2 protein-coding genes are annotated in these 22,991 nt (G+C 71.6%); both read left to right on the forward strand.

Features of this window, described 5'->3' with window-relative positions:
• The first annotated feature begins 93 nt into the window (after positions 1-93).
• A complete protein-coding gene (locus FFS72_RS10260) occupies positions 94-10,674 on the forward strand; it encodes a non-ribosomal peptide synthetase (RefSeq protein ID WP_137873844.1) in 10,581 nt (3,526 codons plus the stop codon).
• A gap of 59 nt (positions 10,675-10,733) precedes the next feature.
• Complete coding sequence (locus FFS72_RS10265; RefSeq protein WP_137873845.1) at positions 10,734-22,982, forward strand: non-ribosomal peptide synthetase; 12,249 nt, start codon at positions 10,734-10,736, stop codon at positions 22,980-22,982.
• Positions 22,983-22,991 lie beyond the last annotated feature (9 nt).

Consider the following 22,991-nt stretch of genomic DNA (forward strand, 5'->3'; position numbering starts at 1 on the left):
CCTCGGCGCCTCTATAGAATAGGCTAACCTAACTATCTTGGCCTGCCGTGTGTGCGGACGGGCGGGCGCGTCGAGTGTGATGAGGAGTCGTCGGTGGAGTCGAGCATGGAGCACCCCCTGTCGGCCGCGCAGGCGGGGATGTGGTTCGCTCAGCAGCTCGACCCGGACAATCCGGCCTTCGTCACCGGCCAGTGCATCGACATCGTCGGACCGGTCGACGCCGCGACCCTCGCGCGCGCCGTCGACGTGGTGGTGGCCCAGTCTCCGGAGTTGCGGACGCGCATCGACGTCGTCGACGGGGAGGTCGTCCAGGTTCCCGGCGGCGCGGCGGTGCCGTCCACGCCGGTCGTCACGTCCGCGGGCATCGAGGCGGCGCTCGGCGAGATGCGGGCGCAGCTGAGGCAGCCGATCGACCTCACCGCGCAGCCGGGCTACGGCGCGACGGTTCACGTGCTCGGGCCCGATCATGTGGCGCTGTTCCACCGGGCCCATCACGTACTTCTCGACGTCTACGGATACAGCCTGCTCGGTCGCCGGATCGCCGCCGTGTACAACGCGCTCGCCGCCGGCGCCGAGCCGCCCGCGCCGCGGTTCGACCCCGTCGCGAAGGTGATCGCCGCGGGCGACGAGTACGCCGAATCGGCTGTCGCCGAAGCGGACCGCGACTTCTGGGTCGCGGAACTGCGAGGCGCACCGGACTCGATCAGTCCCGCGCTCGCGCCCCCGCCGTCCGCATCGGCGGTGGCGCGGGAGCTGCGCGGCCGGACCGTCACCCTCGATGCCGGGGCTGCCGACCGCCTGGACGCCGTGGGCCGGGCCGCGGGAGGCGGCTGGGCCGACGCGGTGACCGCCGTCATCGCCGGGTATCTCGCGCGGGTCACCGGGGAACTCGATGTGACGCTGGGGTTCCCGGCGATGAACCGGCTGGGGACCGCGGCAGCCAAGGTCCTGACGACCGCGGTGAACGTGGTCCCGCTCCGCGTGTCCGTCGATCCCGGCGCAGGCATCGCGGCGCTGACCGACTCCGTCCGGGCCGCCGTCGCCCGCACCGCCCCCCACGCCCGGCGCCGCGCGGAGGACATCCATCGCGCCCTCCGGCTCCCGGCTGCCGCGGCGGGTCCGGTCGGCCCGACCGTCAACATCAAGCCGTTCGGCGATACGCTGCGCTTCACCGGTGCCACCGCGACCGTGCACTCCCTCGCGCGCGGGCCGGTCCGGGACATCGCCTTCGTGGTGCGCCGCCTCGACGACACTCGCGCGCTCGAGATCCAGATCGATGCCGACGCCGAGCGCTACACCGACGCCGACCTCGATCGGCTCGTCGCGGGACTCACCCGACTGGTCGACGCCGCGACCGTCGACGGGCCTGCGCTGGCTCGGGTGCATCTGCTCGACGCCGCGTCGGGACGCGAACTGGCCGAGTGGGTGGGAACGGTCGCCGTCGACGACAGCCGCGACGTCCTGGCCCGATTCGACGAGCAGGTCGCGGCCCGTCCGGATGCGCTCGCGCTCGTCGCGGGTGACGATCGGCTCACCTACCGGGAACTCGCCGACCGAGTCGACACGCTCGCCGCCGAGCTGACGGTCCGGGGAGCGGTGCGGGAGTCCCTGGTTGCCCTGGCACTGCCCCGCACCGCCGACGTCGTGGTCGCCCTGCTCGCGGTGCTGCGCACCGGCGCCGGCTACGTGCCGCTCGATCCGCAGTTCCCGACGTCGCGGCTCGACTACATGCTGGCCGATGCGCGTCCCGCGATCCTGCTGACGACCGCGGGATTCACCGGTCGGGTGGCGGTCCCCGCGGGAACCGTCGTCGCGACGGTCGCCGGCGGGGTCGCGTCCTGGGCGGAATCCGCCGAGCCGGGGCCGTCCGGGCGCACTGCCGCAACGCCGGAGAACACCGCCTACGTGATCTACACCTCCGGTTCCACGGGAAACCCGAAGGGCGTCGTCCTCGACCGACGAGCCCTCTCGCGCTTCGTCGACACCGCCGCCGCACTCGCCGGAATCGACTCCACAACACGACTTCTCGCGGTGACGACCCTGTCCTTCGACATCGCCGTGCTCGAACTGTTCGTCCCGCTGAGTGTGGGCGGCGCGGTCGTGCTCGCCGACGAGGACTCCGCCCGCGATCCCGCCGCGCTCGCCGACCTGATCGCGGCGGAATCCGTCACCGCGATGCAGGCGACGCCGTCGCTGTGGGGTGCGGTGCTCGAACATCCCGCGGTGGACCTGACGTCAGTCGCGGTCCTCGTCGGCGGCGAGGCGCTGCCGACGCCGGTCGCCGCGGCGCTCTCGGCTCGCGCGCGGACCGTCACCAACATGTACGGCCCGACCGAGGCGACGGTGTGGTGCACGTCCGCGCCGGTCCCCGCGGACCGGGAATGGTCCGGCTCCATCGGCTCGCCCTTCCCCGGAACCGCCGCCGCCGTCCTCGACCGGTTCCTGCAGCCCGTCCCGGCGGGCGTCGTCGGCGAGTTGTACATCGCGGGGCCGCAACTGGCCCGCGGATACCGGGGCCGACCGGACCTCACCGCCTCCCGGTTCGTCGCCGACCCGGCCGGTCGCGGTCGCCTCTACCGCACCGGCGACCTCGTGCGCTGGAGCCGGGACGGGGCCCTCGAATATCTCGGCCGCGGCGACGACCAGGTGAAGGTGCGGGGGCATCGGATCGAACTCGGCGAGATCGAGACCGTCGCGGCCGGGTTCAACGCCGTGTCCGCGGCCGTCGCGGTGGCGCGGCCGGACGCGACGGGCGCCCTGCATCTCGCCGCCTACGTGACGCCCGCCGACGGCGCGAGTGTCGACACCGACGCGTTGCGGGCGCATCTCGCCGCTGCGTTGCCGGAGTACATGGTTCCCTCGGCGCTCGTCGTGCTGGACGAGTTCCCGCTCACCCCGAACCTGAAGGTCGACCGGAAAGCGTTGCCGGAACCCGATTTCGGTGCCATCGACACGGGCCGCAGTGCGCGGACGACGTCCGAGCACGCGGTGGCGGCGATGTTCGCCGATCTGCTCGGTCTCGGCGATCCGGGCGTCGACGCCGACTTCTTCACGCTCGGCGGCACGTCGCTGTCCGCGACGCGACTGCTGGCGAGGATCGCGGGCACCCTCGGTGTGAGTCTGTCGCTGCGCGAGGTGTTCGACGCCCCGACCGTCGCCGGTATCGCGGCCGTCGTCGACTCGGCGACCCCGACGCTTTCCGCTGTGACGCCCGTGCCCCGGACAGAGGAGATGCCGCTGTCGGCGGCTCAGCAGCGACTGTGGTTCCTGCACCGGGCACACGGTCCGTCCGCGACCTACAACGTCCCCTTCGTCCTGCGGATCTCGGGCACCGTCGACGTGGACGCACTGCATCGCGCACTCGCCGCGGTCGTCGCGCGGCACGAGGTGTTGCGTTCGGTCGTCGTGGATTCCGCAGGGGTCGGTGTCGCCCGCATCCTGCCCCCGGCCACGGTGATTCCGACCGTCGTTGCCGATGTCACCGAGACCGAGCTGGATTCGGCGCTGCGAGACGCGGCACGCGCGCCGTTCGACCTCACCGCCGAGATCCCGATTCGCGCGCATCTGCTGCGCACCGCTCCCGATGCCGCCGTCCTGCTGCTGGTGATCCACCACCTTGCGGGCGACGAGTGGTCGGCGGGTCCGCTGCTACGGGACCTGGCGACGGTGTACTCGGGTGGCGACCTGCCGGGTGACGCCGGGCGCATCCAGTACGCAGACTACGCCGCCTGGCAGGAAGGCAATCCGGAACCTGCTGCTGCGCTGGACTTCTGGCGCAGCGAGCTCGCGGGGGTGCCGGAGGAGCTGGCGCTGCCGCGTGACCGCACCCGGCCCGCCGTCTCGACGCAGCGCGGTGCGGACGTCTGGCTCCACCTCGGTGCGGGCGTGATCGACGGACTGCGCGCCCGCGCCGCCGGTACCGGAACCTCGATGTTCATGACGGTGCAGGCCGCTGTCGCGCTCCTGCTCGCACGGCTCGGTGGGGGAGACGACATCGTGCTCGGCGCCCCCGTCGCGGGCCGCGGCGCAGGGGGTGTCGAGGACGTCGTCGGTCTGTTCGTCGACACCGTCGCGCTTCGCGTCGACCTGTCCGGCGACCCGACCGTCACCGAACTCCTCGACCGGGTGCGTCGCACCGACCTCGACGCGTTCGCGCACCAGGACGCGCAGTTCGAGGATGTCGTGGACGCGGCCGGAGTGACGCGGTCACTGTCGCGTCACCCGCTGTTCCAGACCCTCGTGCAGCACCGCACGCCGCATGTCGCTCCGTCGTTCGCGGGCCTCGACGTCGAACCGTCGTACCTGTCCACAGGGACCGCGAAGTTCGACCTCACCTTCGAATTCGTCGAACTGCCGGCGGGTCTCGACGTCCGGGTCGAGTACGCGCTCGACCTGTTCGACCGGGAAACCGTCGATGCGATCGCGAAGCGACTCACCGCGGTGCTCGGCGTGGTCGCTGGTTCCGGCGATCCCGCCGTGCACGCGGTGGACGTGCTGCTTCCCTCCGAGCGGGACGCGCTGGTGGGGCCGGCGACGCCTTCGGTGCCGATGCAGTTGCTGCCGGACGTGCTCGCCGCGGCCGACCACGAGTTCGCGGACCGCGTCGCGCTGGTCGCGGATGCCGCCGAGCTGACCTACGCCGATCTCTCGGCTCGCGTGAACCGGCTGGCACGTGTGCTCATCGACCGCGGCGTCGGACCGGACACCATCGTCGCGGTCGCCGCGACTCGCACCGCCGCGACGGTGGTCGCGCTGCGCGCGGTGATCGCGGCGGGCGCTGCGTACCTGCCGGTGGACCCGTCCTACCCGGCCACTCGGATCGAGCACATGCTCACCGACGCCGCTCCCGCACTGGTTCTCACCGACGCAGAGGCTGCCGCAGCGGTGTCGCCGCTGGTGTCGACGTCGCCGGTGGTCACGATCGCGGACCTCGAAGCCGACGCCGCCGAACGGTCGACCGCCGAGATCGACGACGCCGAGCGGATCACCTCCCTGCGCGGAGCGAACCTCGCGTACGTGGTGTACACCTCCGGGTCCACGGGCGTGCCGAAGGGTGTCCCGGGAACCGTTGCCGCACTGACGAATCGGATACTGTGGCAGCACGACCTTCCCGTCGCCGGTGACGTTCGGCTCGCGAAGTCGTCGCTCAGCTTCATCGACGGCTCCACCGAACTGCTGGCAGGCCTGCTCTCGGGAGCGCGCCTGGTCCTCGCCGACGACGCGGCCGCGAAGGATCCCGGTGCGATGGCCGACCTCGTCGCGGCACACGGCGTCACCCAGGTGACCGCGGTGCCCAGCCTGGCTGTCGCGCTCGTCGAGGCGGGAGCCCACGTACCCACCTGGTTCCTCAGCGGCGAACCCCTCGAACCTCGGGTCATCGACGCACTCACCGGCGACGTGAACGGCGGAGTGACGGTCTACAACTCGTACGGTTCCTCCGAGGTCGCGGGCGACGTCAACGTGTGGGCCGCGGACGGCCCACAGGTACTGATCGGCGCGGCCGTTCCCGGTGTCACGGAGTACGTCCTCGACGCTCGTCTGCAGCCCGTCCCGGACGGCGTGGTCGGCGAACTCCACGTGGGTGGAGTGCAACTCGCGCGTGGCTATCTCGGTAGGCCGGGGCTCACTGTCGCCCGGTTCGTCGCGAACCCGTTCGGGGGCGGTCGCCTGTTCCGCACCGGCGACCTCGTCCGGCGCACCCGCACCGGCGAACTCGCGTTCGTCTCCCGCGCCGACAGCCAGATGAGCCTGCACGGGTTCCGCATCGAGCCGGGCGAGGTGGAAGCGGCGCTGGCCGCGCACCCCGACGTCGAACGGGCAGTGGTCATGGTTCGGGCGGGCGCGTCCGGTGCGGACCAGCTCGTCGGCTACGTGGCAGGTGACGCGAATCTCGCAGGCGACGACCTCCGGATACACCTGCGGGACCGTCTGCCGGACTACATGATTCCCGCCGCGTTCGTGGTGCTCGGCGAGTTCCCGACGTTGCCCAACGGGAAGGTGGACCGTGACGCGCTGCCCGCACCGTCCCGGGACGTGGCGCGCCGCGAACCGGTCACCGACGCCGAACGCGACGTCTGCGACGCCGTCGCGGAGCTCCTCGGGCTGAGTTCGGTCGGCCCCGACGAGGATTTCTTCGCGCTCGGCGGCAACTCACTGCTCGCGACGCGGCTCTCCTTCGCCATCCGGGCCCGGCTGGGCCGAGAGGTGGGCATCCGCGAGATCTTCGATCTGCGGACGCCCGCGCGACTGGCCGTCGCGGCGACCGCGCCGAGCGCCCGAGTTCCGCTGGTGCGCGGTGAACACGCCGACCTCGTTCCGATGTCGGCGGCGCAGGGTCGGCTGTGGTTCCTGTTCCAACTCGAAGGCGCGGGCCCCACCTACAACATTCCGTTCACGATGCGTCTGCGCGGCAGGGTCGACGTGGACGCCCTGCGCGGAGCCCTCGCGCATCTGCTCACCGTGCACGAGAGCCTGCGCACGGTGTTCACCTCCGGCGACGGACACATCGGATACCAGCGCGTCCTCGACATCGACGAGTGCGAGGTTCCGCTCGCGGTCGACGACGTCGACGCCGCCGACCTCGATGCGCGGCTGGTCGACGCGAGCACGTACGCCTTCGACATCACAGCCGAGCTGCCGCTGCGCGCAGTGCTGGTGCGGACCGCTCCCGACGACGCACACCTGATGCTGCTGGTGCACCACATCGCTGCCGACGAATGGTCGGCGCGCCCGCTGATCGCCGACCTCGCGGCTGCGTACTCACACCTCTCGGGATCGGATGTGGCTTTGCCGCAGCAGCTTCCGGTGCAGTACCGCGACTTCAGTGTGTGGCAGCCGCAGGTGTTGGGCGATCCGACGGAGGCCGGCTCCCCGGTGGCGACCCAGCTCGACCACTGGACGGCGGTCCTCGCGGGCCAACCCGAGGAACTGACCCTGCCTCGGGACCGGCCCCGTCCCGCCGTCGCCGGTTACCGCGGATCCGCGGTCGGGTTCACCCTCGGCTCCGACGTCGCACGGTCGCTGGCCGCGGTCGCCGCGGACTCCGGCGCGACGATGTTCATGCTCACCCACGCCGCGGTCGCGGTGTTGCTGCGTGAACTCGGCGCCGGCGACGACATCGTCGTGGGCTCGCCGGTCGCGGGCCGCGCCGACGCCGCACTGGAGCGGGTGGTCGGGTTCTTCGTCAACACCCTGGTCCTCCGGACCGACCTGAGTGGCGATCCCACGTTCGCGCAGCTGCTGCGCCGCGTTCGGGACGCGGACCTGGACGCCTATGCGCACCAGGACGTTCCGTTCGAGGTGCTGGTCGAGCGGATGGCCCCGGCGCGCTCGCTGTCGCGTCAGCCCCTGTTCCAGGTGCTCGTGCAGTACCGCGACCCGATCGACCCGGTGGCGATGACCGGTCTGGACGTGGCGCCGGTGTTCGTGGAAACGGGCACGTCGAAGTTCGACCTGACCTTCGAGCTCGCCGCCGCGGACGACGGGGGAGTCCGCGGCCGCATCGAGTATGCGACCGACCTGTTCGACCACGCGACCGCACAGTCGTTCGCGGACAGGCTGACGTTGCTGCTCGAACAGATCGCGGCGCACCCGGAATCGGCGCTGTCGAGCCTCGACCCGTTGACCGACGCCGACCGGGCTGCGCTCGCCGCAGCCGAGTCGGGACACACCGTCGGCGTCGACGAGTCGACCCTTTCCGAGCTGTTCGCCGGCCAGGCCGCCGCGACTCCCGACGCGCTCGCCCTCGTCGTGGACGACACCGGACAGGAGTGGACCTACGCGCAGCTCGACCGGGCCGCCGCGGCGCTGGCCGCGCACCTGCAGGGAGCGGCGGGCGGCGTGGTCGCCGTCTCGGTGCGACGCAGTGCGGCGCTCGTGGTCGCGCTGCTCGCGATCCACCGGGCCGGAGCGGGATACCTGCCGCTCGACGACAGCTATCCCGCGGACCGGTTGTCCTACATGGTCGCCGACGCGCGGCCGGCGCTGGTGCTGCTGGGCCCCGACGTGGCCCGCATCGACACCGATGCCCGGGTCGTGGAGATCGATTCCGACGGGGCTGTTCTCGGCGCATCGGCGGCACCGGCCTCGGTGGTGCCCGTACTCCCCGATTCGGCCGCGTACCTGCTCTACACCTCCGGGTCGACCGGGCGCCCGAAGGGCGTGGTCGTCAGCCACCGCGCCATCGTCAACCGCCTGGCCTGGATGCAGGCCGAGTACGGCCTGACGGCCGCCGACCGCGTGTTGCAGAAGACGCCGTCCGGGTTCGACGTGTCGGTGTGGGAGTTCTTCTGGCCCCTGATCACCGGTGCCACGCTGGTGGTGGCGCGTCCGGACGGTCACCGCGATCCGCAGTACCTGCGGGAGGTCATCGCGCGCCGTGGCGTCACCACGGCGCACTTCGTGCCGTCGATGCTCGCGGCGTTCCTCGACGGACTCGCCGAGGCGGACCCGGCCGACGCGAGACCGGCGCTGGCGCGGGTCCTGTGCAGTGGTGAGGCACTGACCACGGAGCACCGCGACCGGTTCCACGTCCTGGTGGACGCGCCCCTGTTCAACCTGTACGGGCCGACGGAGGCGGCAGTCGACGTGACGGCGACGCCGGTCGCCGAGTGGGTCGGCGACGGCCCCGGGTGGGTGCCCATCGGTTCGCCGGTGTGGAACACGCGGGTGCTCGTACTCGACGAGCGACTGCGGCGGGTGGCGCCGGGGGTGACCGGCGAGCTGTACCTCGGCGGCGTCCAGCTGGCGCGCGGCTACCACGGTCGCCCGGCACTGACCGCGGACCGGTTCGTGGCCGATCCGTACGGAGCTCCGGGCGAGCGGCTCTACCGCACCGGCGATCTCGTGCGGTGGCGCAGCACGGGCTCGGGTTCCGGTCCGACCCTCGCGCTCGACTATCTCGGCCGCGCGGACGGTCAGGTCAAGCTGCGCGGTCAGCGCGTCGAGCTCGGCGAGATCGAGTCCGTCCTGGCGGGGCACCCCGATGTCGCGCAGTCCGCGGCGCTCGTCCGCTCGGGCCGCATCGACGCCTATGTCGTCCCCGCTCCAGGGCAGGCGATCGCGATCCCGGAGCTGCTCGCCTTCGCGGCGCAGACCCTGCCGGAGCACATGCTGCCGACCGCCGTCGTGGTGCTGGGTGCGTTCCCGCTGTCGGCCAACGGAAAGCTGGACCGAAAGGCGTTGCCGGAACCGGCTCCACCGGCGGAGGCGACGCGGCGGGCACCGGACGGACCGCGAGAGGCGGCGCTGTGCGAGCTCTACGCGGAGGCGTTGCGCGTCGACGAGGTGGGCGCCGACGACGACTTCTTCCTCCTCGGGGGCGACAGCATCATCTCCATTCAGGTGGTCAACGCCGCTACGCGCCGCGGAATCACCTTCGGTCCGCGAGAGATCTTCCAGTGGCGTACCCCGGCGGCACTCGCGCGCGTCGCCGAGTTCGCCGATGCCGGTGCGGACTCCGATGCGGGACCGGTTGACCCCGCGGAATCGGGTGCGTTGCCGCTCACCGCGCTGGTGCACCGGGCCCGTGAGTCGGGCCGGGAGCCCGCCGGGATCGGCGCCGCCGTCACGGTCGAGACCGAGCCGGGCGCAACCCTCGAGCAGATGCAGGCGGCGGTCGACACGCTCGTCGCTACGCACGATGCACTACGGCTGGGACTGACGCGGGTGGCGTCGGTGCTGTGGTCGCTGGAGTCCCACGCCGCGACCTCGGTTCCGGTGTCGCGCACCGAGTCGAACGGCGCACTGGCGCAACAGTGTTCCGAGGCGGAGAGCAGCGCCATCGCGTCGCTCGAACCCGAAGCCGGTCTCGTTGTCGCCGCGACCTGGATCGACGGGGGCGAACACCCGGGCGCACTCGTCGTCGCGGTGCACCCGTTCGCCGCGGACAGCAGGTCGCTGGCGGTGCTCGCCGACGACCTGCGGGCGCTGCTGCGGGGCGGAAGCGCGACGCGTCCCGCCGCGACCGCGTACGGGCTTGCGCACCGACTCAACGACCGGGCCCAGGACCCCGTCCTGATGGCGGAACTGACGCACTGGTCGCAGGTGCTGGCACCGGGTGGCTCGCTTCGGGTCGGGGTGCCCGCGTTGCCTGCGCTCGTGCCGGACCGCGGAAGCGTCACGGTCGACGCGGTGTTCGGCGGCCCCGGCATCGAGCGTGAGGTCGTCGTCGTGGCGGCGGTCGCGGAGGCCGTGGCGCACTGGCGCGGCAGCGTCGCGGACCTCGTCGTCGAGGTTCGCCGTGACGCGCAGGGTGGTGTGGACGGCGATCCCGACGGCACCCGCACCGTCGGACCGTTCGAGGTCGGGGTTCCGGTGCGGGTCGGTGACGGTGGCCTCGACACGGCTCGTGCGGCGCTCGCCGCGGCGCCGTCGACGCTGGGCTACGGCATGCTCCGCTACCTGGGAGCGCAGACGGCGCCGGTGTTCGCGGCGTTGGCCCGGCCCGAGGTGAGTGTGCGCGTGACGGACGCGAGCGATCCGGAGCAGGCGGTGGTCGATCCGAGGCCGATCGACGTGACCGTCGTGTTCGGCGGTGGTCTCGCGCGGGTCCGGGTGGATCACGATGCGGTGCAGGTCGTGGCCGCGGACGCGCGTGCGATCGCGGAAGGTGTCGCCGGCGCGTTGACGCAGTTCGATGCGGCGGGATTGAGTACCGCAGGGCAGTTTGGTTAGGCTAACCAGAACTAGCCGGTCGTGACGCCCGGCGCGGCCGAGACGTGGAGTGAAACACAGTGCAGTTGGCGTTCCCGGTGACAGCTGCTCAGCGCAGCATCTACTTCGGTCACCAGCTCGATCCGGTCGGTCACCTGTACAACACCGGCATGTACACCGAGACCGTCGGCGACGTGGACATCGACCGGATGGTGGCGGCGTGCAGGGCGGTGCTCGACCAGGCCGAGACGCTGCACGTCAACGTCGACGTCGACGCGTCGGGCGAACTCGTGCAGACCCTCCGGGTGGATCGCGACTACGAGATCCCCGTCCTCGACTTCCGTGGCGAACCCGACCCCGAGGCCGCGTCACTGGAGTGGATGCGCGAGAAGATGCGCACCCGCGTCGACCTCGCCACCGACCTGCTGTTCGCGTTCGCGGTGCACCTCGTCGGCGCCGAGAAGGTGCGCCTATACCAGCAGTATCACCACATCGTGAACGACGGCTACGGCTTCTCGCTGGTGCTGACGAAGGCGATGCGCGCCTACGCGGACGGCACCGCTCCCGACATGTCGGCCGAATGGTCGCTCGCCCGATTCGTCGCCGCCGACATCGAGTACACCGGTGGTGAGCAGATCGCGGCCGACCGCGACCACTGGCTCACCGAACTCGCCGACCTGCCTGCCGTCCCGAGGCTGATCCCCGTCGATCATCCACCCGCTCCCGGCGTCACCCACACCACCGTCACGCTCGACGCGGATCAGCGGAGCCGCCTGGAGGCGTACGGCAAGGAGAACGGACTGCGGCTGCCGATCCTCATGATCGGCCTGCTCGGCAGCTACGTCGCTCGCGCCACCGGGACCACCGACCTGGTGTTCGCCCTACCGACCACCGCTCGCGGTACCCGCGAACTGCGGGTGGTGCCGGGCATGGTCGCGAGCGTGCTACCGATGCGCTTCGACGTCGGCGTGGACGCCCGCATCGCCGACGTGGCAGGCGCCGCCGACAAGAAGATGTGGACGCTCCTCAAGCACGGCCGGTTCCGGGGCGAGGCGATCGGCCAGGAACTCACCGCCCGTGACCCGAACTGGCGGCCACCCGCGATCGGCATCAACATCATGCCCTCGTCAGCTTCCCGCGTGCTGATCGGTCGCGAGTCCGATGCGCACATGCTCGCGTCGGGACCGGTCGGTGAGCTCGAATTCATCGTGCTGCTCCACAAGACCGGGCAGCCGATCGAGATCGGACTGCGCAGCCACCCCGACAACACCGACCGCTGCGCCGAGATCGCCGACGACCTCGCCGAATTCGTCGATGCGTTCCTCGCCGACACCGACGAGACGGTGTGGTCCCTGCCGGCCACCGCGCCGACCGTGGTGGACCCGCATCGGATCCACGACGAGGACGGCAGCGGACCGCTCGCGATCCCGCCCGCGCTCGCCGCGCGCCGCGACGCGCAACTGCCCGTCGACGCCGCCCTGCGCAGCCTGCGAGTTCCCACTCCCGCCGGTCTGACACGCGCCCAGCTCGTCGACGCCGTCGACGCCGTCGTCACCCACCACCACGCACTCCGGGCGACGCTGACCGCGCCCGCCCCGATCCTGTGGCTCCTCGCGGTCCCCGACACCGCCGACGTGTCGTCGCTGTCTCAGTTCGCGTCCTCGCTGGTTCACGTCCAGGCCGTCGAACCCGGTGCGGACATCGCGGAACTCACGGCGCTGGACGGGGTGTCGCCCGACCCCGTGACGGGGCGCGTGCTCAGCGTGGTGTGGGCCACGGGGGGAGCCGGGGAACTGATCCTGCTCGCCCCCGCAGGTCTCGTCGACGAGCGGTCCTGGCAGGTCGTCGCCGAGGACTTCGCAACCGCACTGCGCGCGGTGCGCCGCGGCCGTGACGTGTCGCTGCCCGCCGTGCCCGTCTCCCTCAAGACGCACGCCCAGCAGTTCACCGCCGACGCCGCGCAGCCCGCCCGCCTCGCCGAGTTGGTGACGTGGATGTCGGTGCTCGCGCCCGGCGCCGAACTCGCCACCCCCGGTGCCGGAGTGGCGACGGTGGGCCCTGCCACCGGCGTCGAGGTGACGCTGTCGCCGAGCGAGTACGCCGCCACGACCGCCGCCGTTCCTGCGCTCGTCAAGGGTGAGCCCGGCGACGTGTGGGCCGCAGCGACGGCGCTCGCCGTCGCGCACTGGCGCGAGAACGACGACACCGCAGCCGAACTCGTCATCGACTTGTGGCGAGACGGCCGTGACGGGTGGGACGGATCGGACCGAGGAGCGCTCGATCGCACCGTCGGCGCGCTGGACTGGTCGGCACCCGCCCGGCTGCTCCTCGGCACCGACCCGCTCGCAGTGCTACGTTCCGCGAAGGAACGAATCCGGTCCGCGGGTGGAATCGGGTTCCCGATGCTGCGGTACGCGAACGTGCAGGCCGGACCCGCGCTGGCAGGGCTTCCGGCCCCGCAGGTGTCGGTCCGAGCCGGCGGCGACCGCATCGGGAGCCGCGCACTCGACGTGTGCGTCCGTCCCGACGGAAACGGCGGCGCGACTGTCCGTTTCGAGTCCGATCACGGGCTGGGCGACGACGGCCTGGGCGCGATCGTGGCACTGTGGCAGCGGGCGCTGGCCGACCTGGTGGAACTCGCGGGCACCGCGTCCGGGTCGGCGCGACTGACGCCGTCCGACCTCCGGCACATCGACCTGACCCAGGACGAGATCGACCGCGTCGAAGCCGTCGCTCCGGTGGTGGTCGAGGACATCTGGCCGCTCTCCCCGCTCCAGCGCGGACTGTTCTTCCAGTCCGTGTTCGACGACTCCCGCGACATCTACACCGCCCAGTTCTCCCTCGACTTCGGTCACCGCGTCGACATCGCGCGGCTGCGCGCCGCGGCCACCGCCCTGCTGGACGAGAACCCCACGGTGCGAGCCGGTTTCACCAACAACGGGCTGACCGATCCGGTGCAGTTCATCGGCAGTGGACTCGAGGTCCCGTTCCTGGAAGCCGACCTGTCCGAGCTCCCCGAGGGTGATCAGGAGGCTCGGGCCCAGGAACTGATGGCGGCCGATCGCGCCAAGCCGTTCGACCTCGCGGCGCCGCCGCTGTGGCGGATGCTGCTGCTGCACCTCGGTGGCGGTGTGGACCGGCTCGTGGTCAACCGCGAGTTCATCCTGTGGGACGGCTGGTCCGGTGCCCTGTTCGTCGACCAGCTGCTCGCCCGCTACGCAGGCGACCCGGTCGCCGCACCCGAGGCGGGCTTCACCGACTACCTGACCTGGCTCGCCGACCGTGACCCCGCGGCCGCGGCGCTCGCCTGGCGCGACGCGTACGCCGGTTTCGAGACCCCCACCCTCGTCACCGGGCCCACCAAGGGTGGCGTCCCCGTCGTGCCGACACGTATCGAGTCGTACGTCGGCACCGAGCTCACCTCCGCGCTGCGCGAGCGAGCCCGGACCAGTGGTGTCACGTTGAACGCGTTGATGAACGCGGCGATGGGCCTGCTGCTGTCCGCCGAGTCCGGCCGCACCGACGTGGTGTTCGGCTCCACCGTCGCGGGACGGCCCACCGAGATCGTCGGCCTCGACCGCGTTCTCGGCATGTTCCTCAACACGGTGCCCGTGCGAGTGACGCTCGACCCGACCGAGACCGTCGGAGCGCTGCTGCGCCGCATGCAGGACGAGTACGTCGAGCGGATGGAACACGAGTACCTCGGGCTCGGCGAGATCCAGCGGGCCACCGGCCACACCCAACTGTTCGACACCCTGTTCGTGCTGCAGAACTTCAAGAACGCAGCCGAGATGGCCGCGCAGTCCGCGAAGCACGACATCGTCGGGGAGGACAGCCTCGACCACACGCACTACCCCCTCGCCGTGGTCGTCTCGCCGGGCGAGGAACTGCACGTCAAGATCGACTACCGCGCCGATCTCGTCGCGGCGGACCGCGCCCACGGCCTCCACGACCGGTTCGTGGACCTGCTGGGCACCATCGCCCGGGACGCCGACCGGTTGGTGGGCCAGGTGTCCGCGCGCAACGTCACGGAACTGTCGGCCGCCCGCGAGCTGTGGTCGCAGCCGCTCCCCGCGGTGGAGGACGTGACCATCGCCGAGATGCTCGCGGTGAAGGCCGCGGAGATCCCCGACGAGATCGCGCTCGTGTTCGGTGACGAGCGCGTCACGTACGGCGACCTCGCGGCCCGCGTCGACGGTCTCGCCCGTCACCTGATCCAGCGCGGAGCCGGGCCCGAAACAGTGGTGGCACTGGGTCTTCCGCGTACCGTCGACATGGTCGTCGCATTGTTCGCCGTCCTGCGCGTCGGCGCCGCCTACCTGCCGCTCGAACTCGATCAGCCCGACGAGCGTCTCAAGGTGATCCTGGACGACGCGCAGCCCGTGCTCGCCGTGACCACGTCCGTGGTCGAAGCCCGACTGGATCTCGATCCGCTGCGGTCGATCCGGCTCGACGAACCCCACGAGTGGGACTCGTCGCCGCTCGACGACTCGGCCCTCGGAGCGTTCGCGCCCGGGTCCGTGGACCGGCTCGACCATCCCGCCTACGTGATCTACACATCGGGATCGACGGGCAAGCCGAAGGGCGTCGTCACGCCCTATCGGGGCCTGACCAACATGCAGCGCAACCACCAGGACGAGATCTTCGACCCGGTCGTCGCCGCGGCGGGCGGACGCCGGATGCGGGTGGCGCACACCGTGTCCTTCGCGTTCGACATGTCCTGGGAGGAGCTGCTCTGGCTCGTCGAGGGCCACGAGGTACACATCTGCGACGAGGATCTGCGCCGCGACGCGCAGGCGCTGGTGCAGTACTGCGACCGCATGGCCATCGACGTCGTCAACGTCACCCCCACCTATGCCACTGCACTGTTCGCCGAGGGGCTCCTCGACGAGGGTCCGGGGCCGGACGGCACCGGCGCGCACCGGCCGCCCCTGGTGCTCCTCGGTGGCGAAGCGGTCCCGGACTCGGTGTGGAACCGGCTGCGGGACACCGACGGAACCCTCGGCTACAACCTGTACGGACCCACCGAGTACACCATCAACACCCTCGGCGCAGGCACCGACGACAGCGACACCCCGACCGTCGGCACGCCGATCCGGGCGACCCGCGGGCACATCCTCGACCCGTGGCTGCGACCCGTCGTCGACGGTGTCGCGGGCGAGCTGTACATCGCGGGCGCGGGCCTGGCGCGCGGGTACCTCGGCCGGGTCGACATCACCGCCGACCGCTTCGTCGCGAACCCCTTCGAGCCGGGGACGCGGATGTACCGCACCGGCGACTTCGTCCGTGCCCGCGCTGACGGCAACATCGACTACCTCGGCCGCATCGACGACCAGGTGAAGATCCGCGGCTACCGCGTCGAGCTGCACGAGATCGAATCCGTCATCGAGGCACACCCGGCCGCGGCGTCGGCCGCCGTGATCGCCGTCGACGACCCGCTGGTGCCCGGCATGAAACGCCTTGCCGCGTACCTGGTCCCGGCCGATGCCGCCGGAGGCGACCAGGTCGGTGTCGTTCTCGACCACCTGCGGGCGAAGCTCCCCGACTACATGGTGCCGTCGAGCCTGCAGACCATCGACGCGATCCCCATGACCGTCAACGGCAAGCTCGATGCGAAGGCATTGCCCGAGCCCGAGATGCGGGCGAGCGCGGGCAGCCGCGAACCGGCCACCGAAGCCGAGCGGGTGCTGTGCGAGCTGTTCGCGGACCTGCTCGGACTCGACACCGTCGGCGCCGACGACGACTTCTTCGAACTCGGCGGTCACTCGATGATCGCGATGCGGGTCGTCAGCCGTGTGCGCGCCGCGTTCGACGTGCAGCTCACGATCCGCGACCTGTTCGACGCCCGGACCCCGGCCGAGCTGGCGCGGCTGCTGCCGTCGGCGGCGAGTGCGCTGCCCGCGATCGTCGCGGGTCCGCGTCCCGACCGGATCCCGCTGTCCGCGGCGCAGGAACGACTGTGGCTGCTCGCCGAGATGACCGACGATTCTCTCGGCTACCACTACGCGCACGTCGCCCGCCTCGACGGACCCGTCGACGCCGATGCCCTCGCGGCAGCGGTCCGGGACGTCACCGACAGGCACGAGAGTCTGCGCACCGTGGTCGAATCCGAGGGCGGTGAGGCCTACCAGGTGATCCTGCCCACGGGCGGCGAACTCGAGGTCCTCGACACCGACGCCGGGACCACCGAGACCCGGGTCGTCGAGCGACTGACGGCGAACTTCGACCTGCGCACCGACGTGCCGCTGCGGGTCAGCCTGCTGCGGGAGGCACCCGACCGACACGTCGTCGTGGTGGTGCTGCACCACATCGCGACCGACGAGTGGTCCGACGCGCCCCTGCTGGGCGACCTGACGCGGGCCTACCTGTCCCGAGTGGCCGGACGCGAGCCGGAGTGGACGCCGCTGCCCGTGCAGTACGCCGACTACGCGCTGTGGCAGCGGGACGTCCTCGGCGAGAAGGGAATCGAGGGACAACTCGACTACTGGCGGGGCGCGCTCGCGGGCCTGCCGGAGGAGATGCCGCTCCCCGTCACCCGCCCCCGACCCGTGACGCCGACGTACCGCGCGGGCAACGCGCAGACCGTGATCGGCGCCGACGTCGCCGCGCGACTGCGGGAGGTCGCGGACGCCCGCGGCGGCACCATGTTCATGGTGCTACACGCCCTCACCACCGCCGTGCTGTCTCGGCTCGGAGCAGGCGACGACGTGGTGGTCGGCAGCCCGGTGTCCGGCCGATCCGACAGTGCCCTCGACGAACTGGTCGGGTTCTTCGTCGGCACGGTCGTTCTGCGCACCGACCTGTCCGGCGACCCGACGTTCGGGGACCTCGTGGACCGGGTTCGCGAGGCCGACCTCGCGGCGATGTCCCACCAGGACGTGCCGTTCCAGCGGCTCGTCGAGGAACTGGCGCCCACCCGCGTCGAGGGCCGCAACCCGCTGTTCCAGGTGATGGTCAGCTACCTGCAGCGGCCCGCGGTGCTACCCGACCTGCTCGGCGTGCCCACCCGCTGGGAGCAGTTGACCAACATCCGCGCGAAGTTCGACCTGAACATCACCTTCGTGGAGGCGCCGGACACCGGCGACGTCACCGTCGTGGCCGAGTACGCCGCCGACCTCTTCGACCACACGGCCGCCCTGACCGTCCTCGGTGCGCTGGTGCGCGCGGCCGCCGAGGTCGCCGCCGATCCCGCCGTCCGTCTCGGCGACATCTCGCTGCTCGACGCGGACGATCAGGCCCGGCAGCTCGCGGTCGGCGTCGGCCCCGTCGCGCGGTACGAGGACGTCACCGTCGCCGAGATGCTCGCTCGTCGTGCCGCGCTCGCCCCGAGTGCCACGGCCGTCGTCGCAGGGACGGACACCCTGACGTACGCCGATCTCGACGGACGCTCGAACGCGCTGGCGCGCATGCTGATCGAGGACGGGGCAGGCCCCGGCGACCTCGTCGCGGTGGCGGTGCCCCGGTCGGTGAACCAGCTCGTCGCGATCCACGCCGTCGTGAAATCCGGTGCTGCCTACCTGCCGATCGACACCGGACTCCCGTCCGCGCGCATCGAGTACCTGTTCGGTGACGCGCGCCCCGTCCGCGTGCTGTCCACGACCGCGACGGCGCTGCCCGGCGACGTGCCGCGCACGGACCTGGACGCGCAGACGGTCCGGGACCGTCTGGCCGCGCAGTCGTCGCAGCCCGTGACGGACGCCGACCGGGGCACGTCGCTCACGCCCGCACACCCGATCTACGTCATCTACACCTCCGGTTCCACGGGAAACCCGAAGGGTGTCGTGGTCGCGCACCGCGCGGTCGTCAACCGGCTGAACTGGGTGCAGGACCGGATCCCGGTGACCGCCGACGACCGCGTGGTACTCAAGACGCCCGCGACCTTCGACGTCTCGGTGTGGGAACTGTTCTGGCCCCACGTCAACGGCGCTGCCGTGGTCGTCGCGGGACCGGACGACCACCGCGACCCGACCGCCGTGCAAACTCTGCTCCGCGTCGGAGAGGTGACCGTCGCGCACTTCGTGCCGTCGATGCTGGAGGAGGTCCTCGCACTCGACACGGTCGAGCTTCCGCGCCTTCGCCGGGTGGTGTGCTCCGGAGAGGCGCTGCAGTTCCGGACCGTCGCCAGATTCGCCGCCGCCGTTCCCGGTGCCTCGATCGAGAACCTGTACGGACCGACGGAAGCGGCGGTCGAGGTCACCCTCGCCGCAGACCTGACGGCGCGGGTCGCCGATGCCGCCGGTTCCACGACCATCGGCGGACCCGGCGCCAATGTCGCCCTCTACGTGTTCGATTCACGATTGCGACCGGTCCCGGGTGGGGTGCCGGGCGAGCTGTACCTCGGCGGCGTCCAGGTGGCGGACGGCTATCTCGGCAAGCCCGGACTGACCGCGCAGCGCTTCGTCGCGGATCCGAACGGCGACGCGGGGTCGCGGCTCTACCGCACCGGCGACCTGGTGCGGTGGGGCGGAGGCGAGCACAGCGACGGGGAAGGTGCCGGATCGGAGTCGGCCCCCGAACTCGAGTTCCTCGGCCGCATCGACGATCAGGTGAAGATCCGAGGCCTGCGTATCGAACTCGGTGAGGTCGAGTCGGCGCTCGAAGCGCTGCCGTCGGTGTCCCGCGCCGTGGCGTCGGTGGCACGCAACGCCGAGGGCGAGCCGGTCCTCGTCGGGTACGTCGTCGGAGCGGCCCTGGTCGATCCGGCCTCGGTGCGATCCGGGCTCGCCGGCGTGGTCCCCGACCACCTGATTCCCGCCGTCGTCATTCCGATCGACTCCGTGCCCGTCAACTTCAACGGCAAGCTCGACCGGAAGGCGCTCCCGCGACCCGACTTCGGTGCATCGACGGAGTCCAGGGGCCCCCGCGACGACTTCGAGGCTCGACTGTGTGCGGCGTTCGCCGACGCACTCGGCGTCGAGTCCGTCGGAATCGACGACGACTTCTTCGCGCTCGGCGGGCACTCGCTCACCGCGATCCGTCTCGTGAACGCGCTGCGCGCCGACCTCGGTGTCGAGGTCGCAGTGCGGAGCATCTTCGAGGCGCCGACGGTGGCCAGGCTCGCGCCGCTCGCACTGCGAGCGCAGGGCGCCTCGCGTCCCGACCTCGTCGCGGGTGACCGCCCCGGGGTGGTGCCCCTGTCCTTCGCGCAGCAGCGCATGTGGATCCTGGACCGGCTCGGTGCGGGCACCGACGGCGCAGGCGCGTACAACGTGCCGATCTCGTGGCGCGTCCAGGGCTCGATCGACGTCGTCGCGCTCGCGGAAGCGGTGCGGGACCTGATGATTCGTCACGAAGCGCTGCGCACGGTCTTCCCCGAGGTGGACGGTGCACCGCAGCAGGTGATCCTGCCCGCCGACCGGGTCGAGGTGGACCTCGACCGCCGCGCCGTGCGACCCGAGGACGTCGCCGCGGCCACGGCGGACGCGGCCGGATACCGCTTCGACCTCGCGGCCGAGGCGCCGGTGCGCGTCACGGTGCTCGAGACCGACGCCGACACCGTCGTCGTCCTGGTGATCCATCACATCGCCACCGACGAGTGGTCCACCCGTGCGTTGCTCACCGACCTCCTCGGCGCGTACGCCCTGCGCCAGGCGGGTCGGGCGCCGCAGTGGACGCCGCTGCCGGTGCAGTACGCGGACTTCACGTTGTGGCAGCGGGAACTGCTCGGGGACCCGTCCGATTCCGGCAGCCTCGCGGCCCGGCAGGCGGGGTACTGGCGCGAGACCCTCGCAGGCCTGCCGGAGGAACTGTCACTGCCCACCGACCGCACCCGGCCTGCCCGGTTCAGCTACCGCGGCGGCGCCGTGTACCTCGGTGTGGACGCCGACGTGGTCGCCGGGATGCGCGTGGTCGCCCGTGCGCACGGCGTCAGCATGTTCATGCTCGTACAGACCGCGGTCGCCGTTCTCCTGCACAAGTCCGGTGCGGGCGTGGACATCCCGATCGGCACACCGGTGTCGGGACGCGGGGAGCGTCAGCTCGAGGACCTCGTCGGGTTCTTCCTCAACACGCTGGTGCTGCGCACCGACCTGTCCGGTGACCCGACCGTCGCGGACCTGTTGGCACGGGTCCGGGACAGCGACCTCGCCGCCTTCGAGAACCAGGACCTGCCGTTCGAGCAGGTCGTCGACGCCGCACGCAACCCCGCCGAGTTCCCGAGCAGCTCCGGTGCGGGAGCCCGGTCGCGATCCGTGCATCCGCTGTTCCAGACGATGGTCGTCTACCTCACCGAGCCGAGCCCGACCGACGGCTTCGGGGGAGTGGCCGGCATGACGCCGGAGCTGATCGAGGCGACGACGGCGAAGTTCGACCTGTCCTTCGACTTCGTCGAGTACGCGGGCACCGACACCGTCGTCGGCATGATCGAGTACAGCTCCGACCTGTTCGACCGCGAGACGGTCGAGCGGCTCGCCGCCGGACTGTCCACGGTGTTGCGCGAGATCGCGACCGGTCCCGCGGATCTCCGGCTGTCGGCGCTGGATGCGATCCCCGCCGCGGACCGCCGGAATCTGACACGGAACTGGAACGTCAACCCGATCGACGTGCCCGACACGACGGTCCCAGCCCTGTTCGCGGACGCGGCGCAGCGGTACCGCGACGAGCCTGCCCTGATCGACGGGGACACGGAGTGGACGTTCGGCGACCTCGCGGCGCGCGTCAACCGCGTCGCCCGGCTGCTGATCGCCGAGGGCGTCGGTCCGGAAGTCCCGGTGGCGCTGATGCTTCCGCGGACCGCGGACGCGATCACGTCGATCCTCGCGGTACTGGCCTCGGGCGGCGCCTACGTGGCCTGCGACCCGCACGCGCCCGCGGCCCGGACGGCCGCCGTGTTCGCGACGACGACGCCTGCGCTGGTGCTCACCACCCGCGCCCTCGCCGACCGGCTTCCGGCGACCGAGGCCACGGTCGTCCTACTCGACGACCCGGCTGTCACGGCACGCCTGACGGACCTGAGCCCGGCCCCGGTCGGAGACCGGGACCGGGTCGCCCCGCTGCGCCCCCAGCACCCGGCGTACGTGGTCCACACCTCCGGCTCGACCGGCGTCCCGAAGGCCGTCGTCGCGGTGCACCGGGGCCTGGTGACGTTGTTCCACAGTCACCGCGCCGACCTGTACCGGCCGACGCAGCGACGCGCGGGCAGGCACCGCCTCCGGGTCGGTCACGCCTGGTCCTTCGCGTTCGACGCGTCCTGGCAGCCGCAGCTCTGGCTCCTCGACGGGCACGCGCTGTGCCTGGTCGACGAGGAGACCCAGCGTGATCCGCGAAAGATGGTGCTCCAGGCGCAGACCCAGGAATGGGACTTCGTCGAGGTCACGCCGTCACATCTCGCGCAACTGATCGACGCCGGACTCCTCGAGGGTGGCCGGGTGCCCGCATCGCTCGGATTCGGCGGCGAGGCCGTCGCGGCTCCCCTGTGGGAGCGGCTGCGGGCGCAGGACGGCACCGAGTCGTACAACCTGTACGGGCCGAGCGAGAGCACCGTCGACGCGCTCGTGGCACGCACCTCCGACAGCGACCTCCCCGTCACCGGCCGCCCGGTCGGCAACACCAGGGCATTCGTCCTCGACGAGTGGCTGCGGCCGACGCCGGTCGGTGTCGAGGGCGAGCTGTACCTCGCGGGCGACGGACTCGCCCGCGGCTACGGCGGCGAACCGGGAAGAACGGCGGAGCGTTTCGTCGCCGACCCGTTCGGTGCGCCCGGCGCCCGCATCTACCGCACCGGGGACCGTGCCCGCTGGAACCGCGACGGACAGATCCAGTACCGCGGCCGGTCCGACGACCAGGTGAAGGTGCGTGGTCACCGCATCGAACCCGCCGAGGTCGCTGCGGCGCTGCTTGCCGACACCGCGGTCGCCGACGCGGTCGTGCAGGCCCGCGGCACCGGCAGCGGCGTCCACTTGGTGGGCTACGTGGTGGCTGCATCCGGAACCGTTGACCCGGACGCGTTGCGTCGCCGCATCCGGGCGGTGCTGCCCGACTACATGGTGCCCGCGGCGATCGTCGTCCTGGACGCCCTGCCGACACTCCCGAACGGCAAGCTCGATCGGGATGCCCTGCCGCGACCGGAGTTCCGAGCGGCAGGGGAGTACCGGGCGCCGACCACGCCGACGGAGACCCTGCTGTGCGGGGCCGTCGCCGAGCAGTTCGGGCTCGATCGCGTCGGACTCGACGACGACCTGTTCGCACTCGGCTGCGACAGTATCGGCGTGATGGCTTTGCTGAGCCGGCTCCGAGCCCTTGGCGTCGAGGTCGACGCCGCACAGGTGTTCGCGGTCGGGTCGCTCGGTGATCTCGCAGCTGTCGTCGACGACGCCGGAATTCGTCCGTGACACACGCCA

The sequence above is a fragment of the Rhodococcus sp. Q genome (assembly GCF_005503035.1).
Lineage (GTDB): Bacteria > Actinomycetota > Actinomycetes > Mycobacteriales > Mycobacteriaceae > Rhodococcus_G.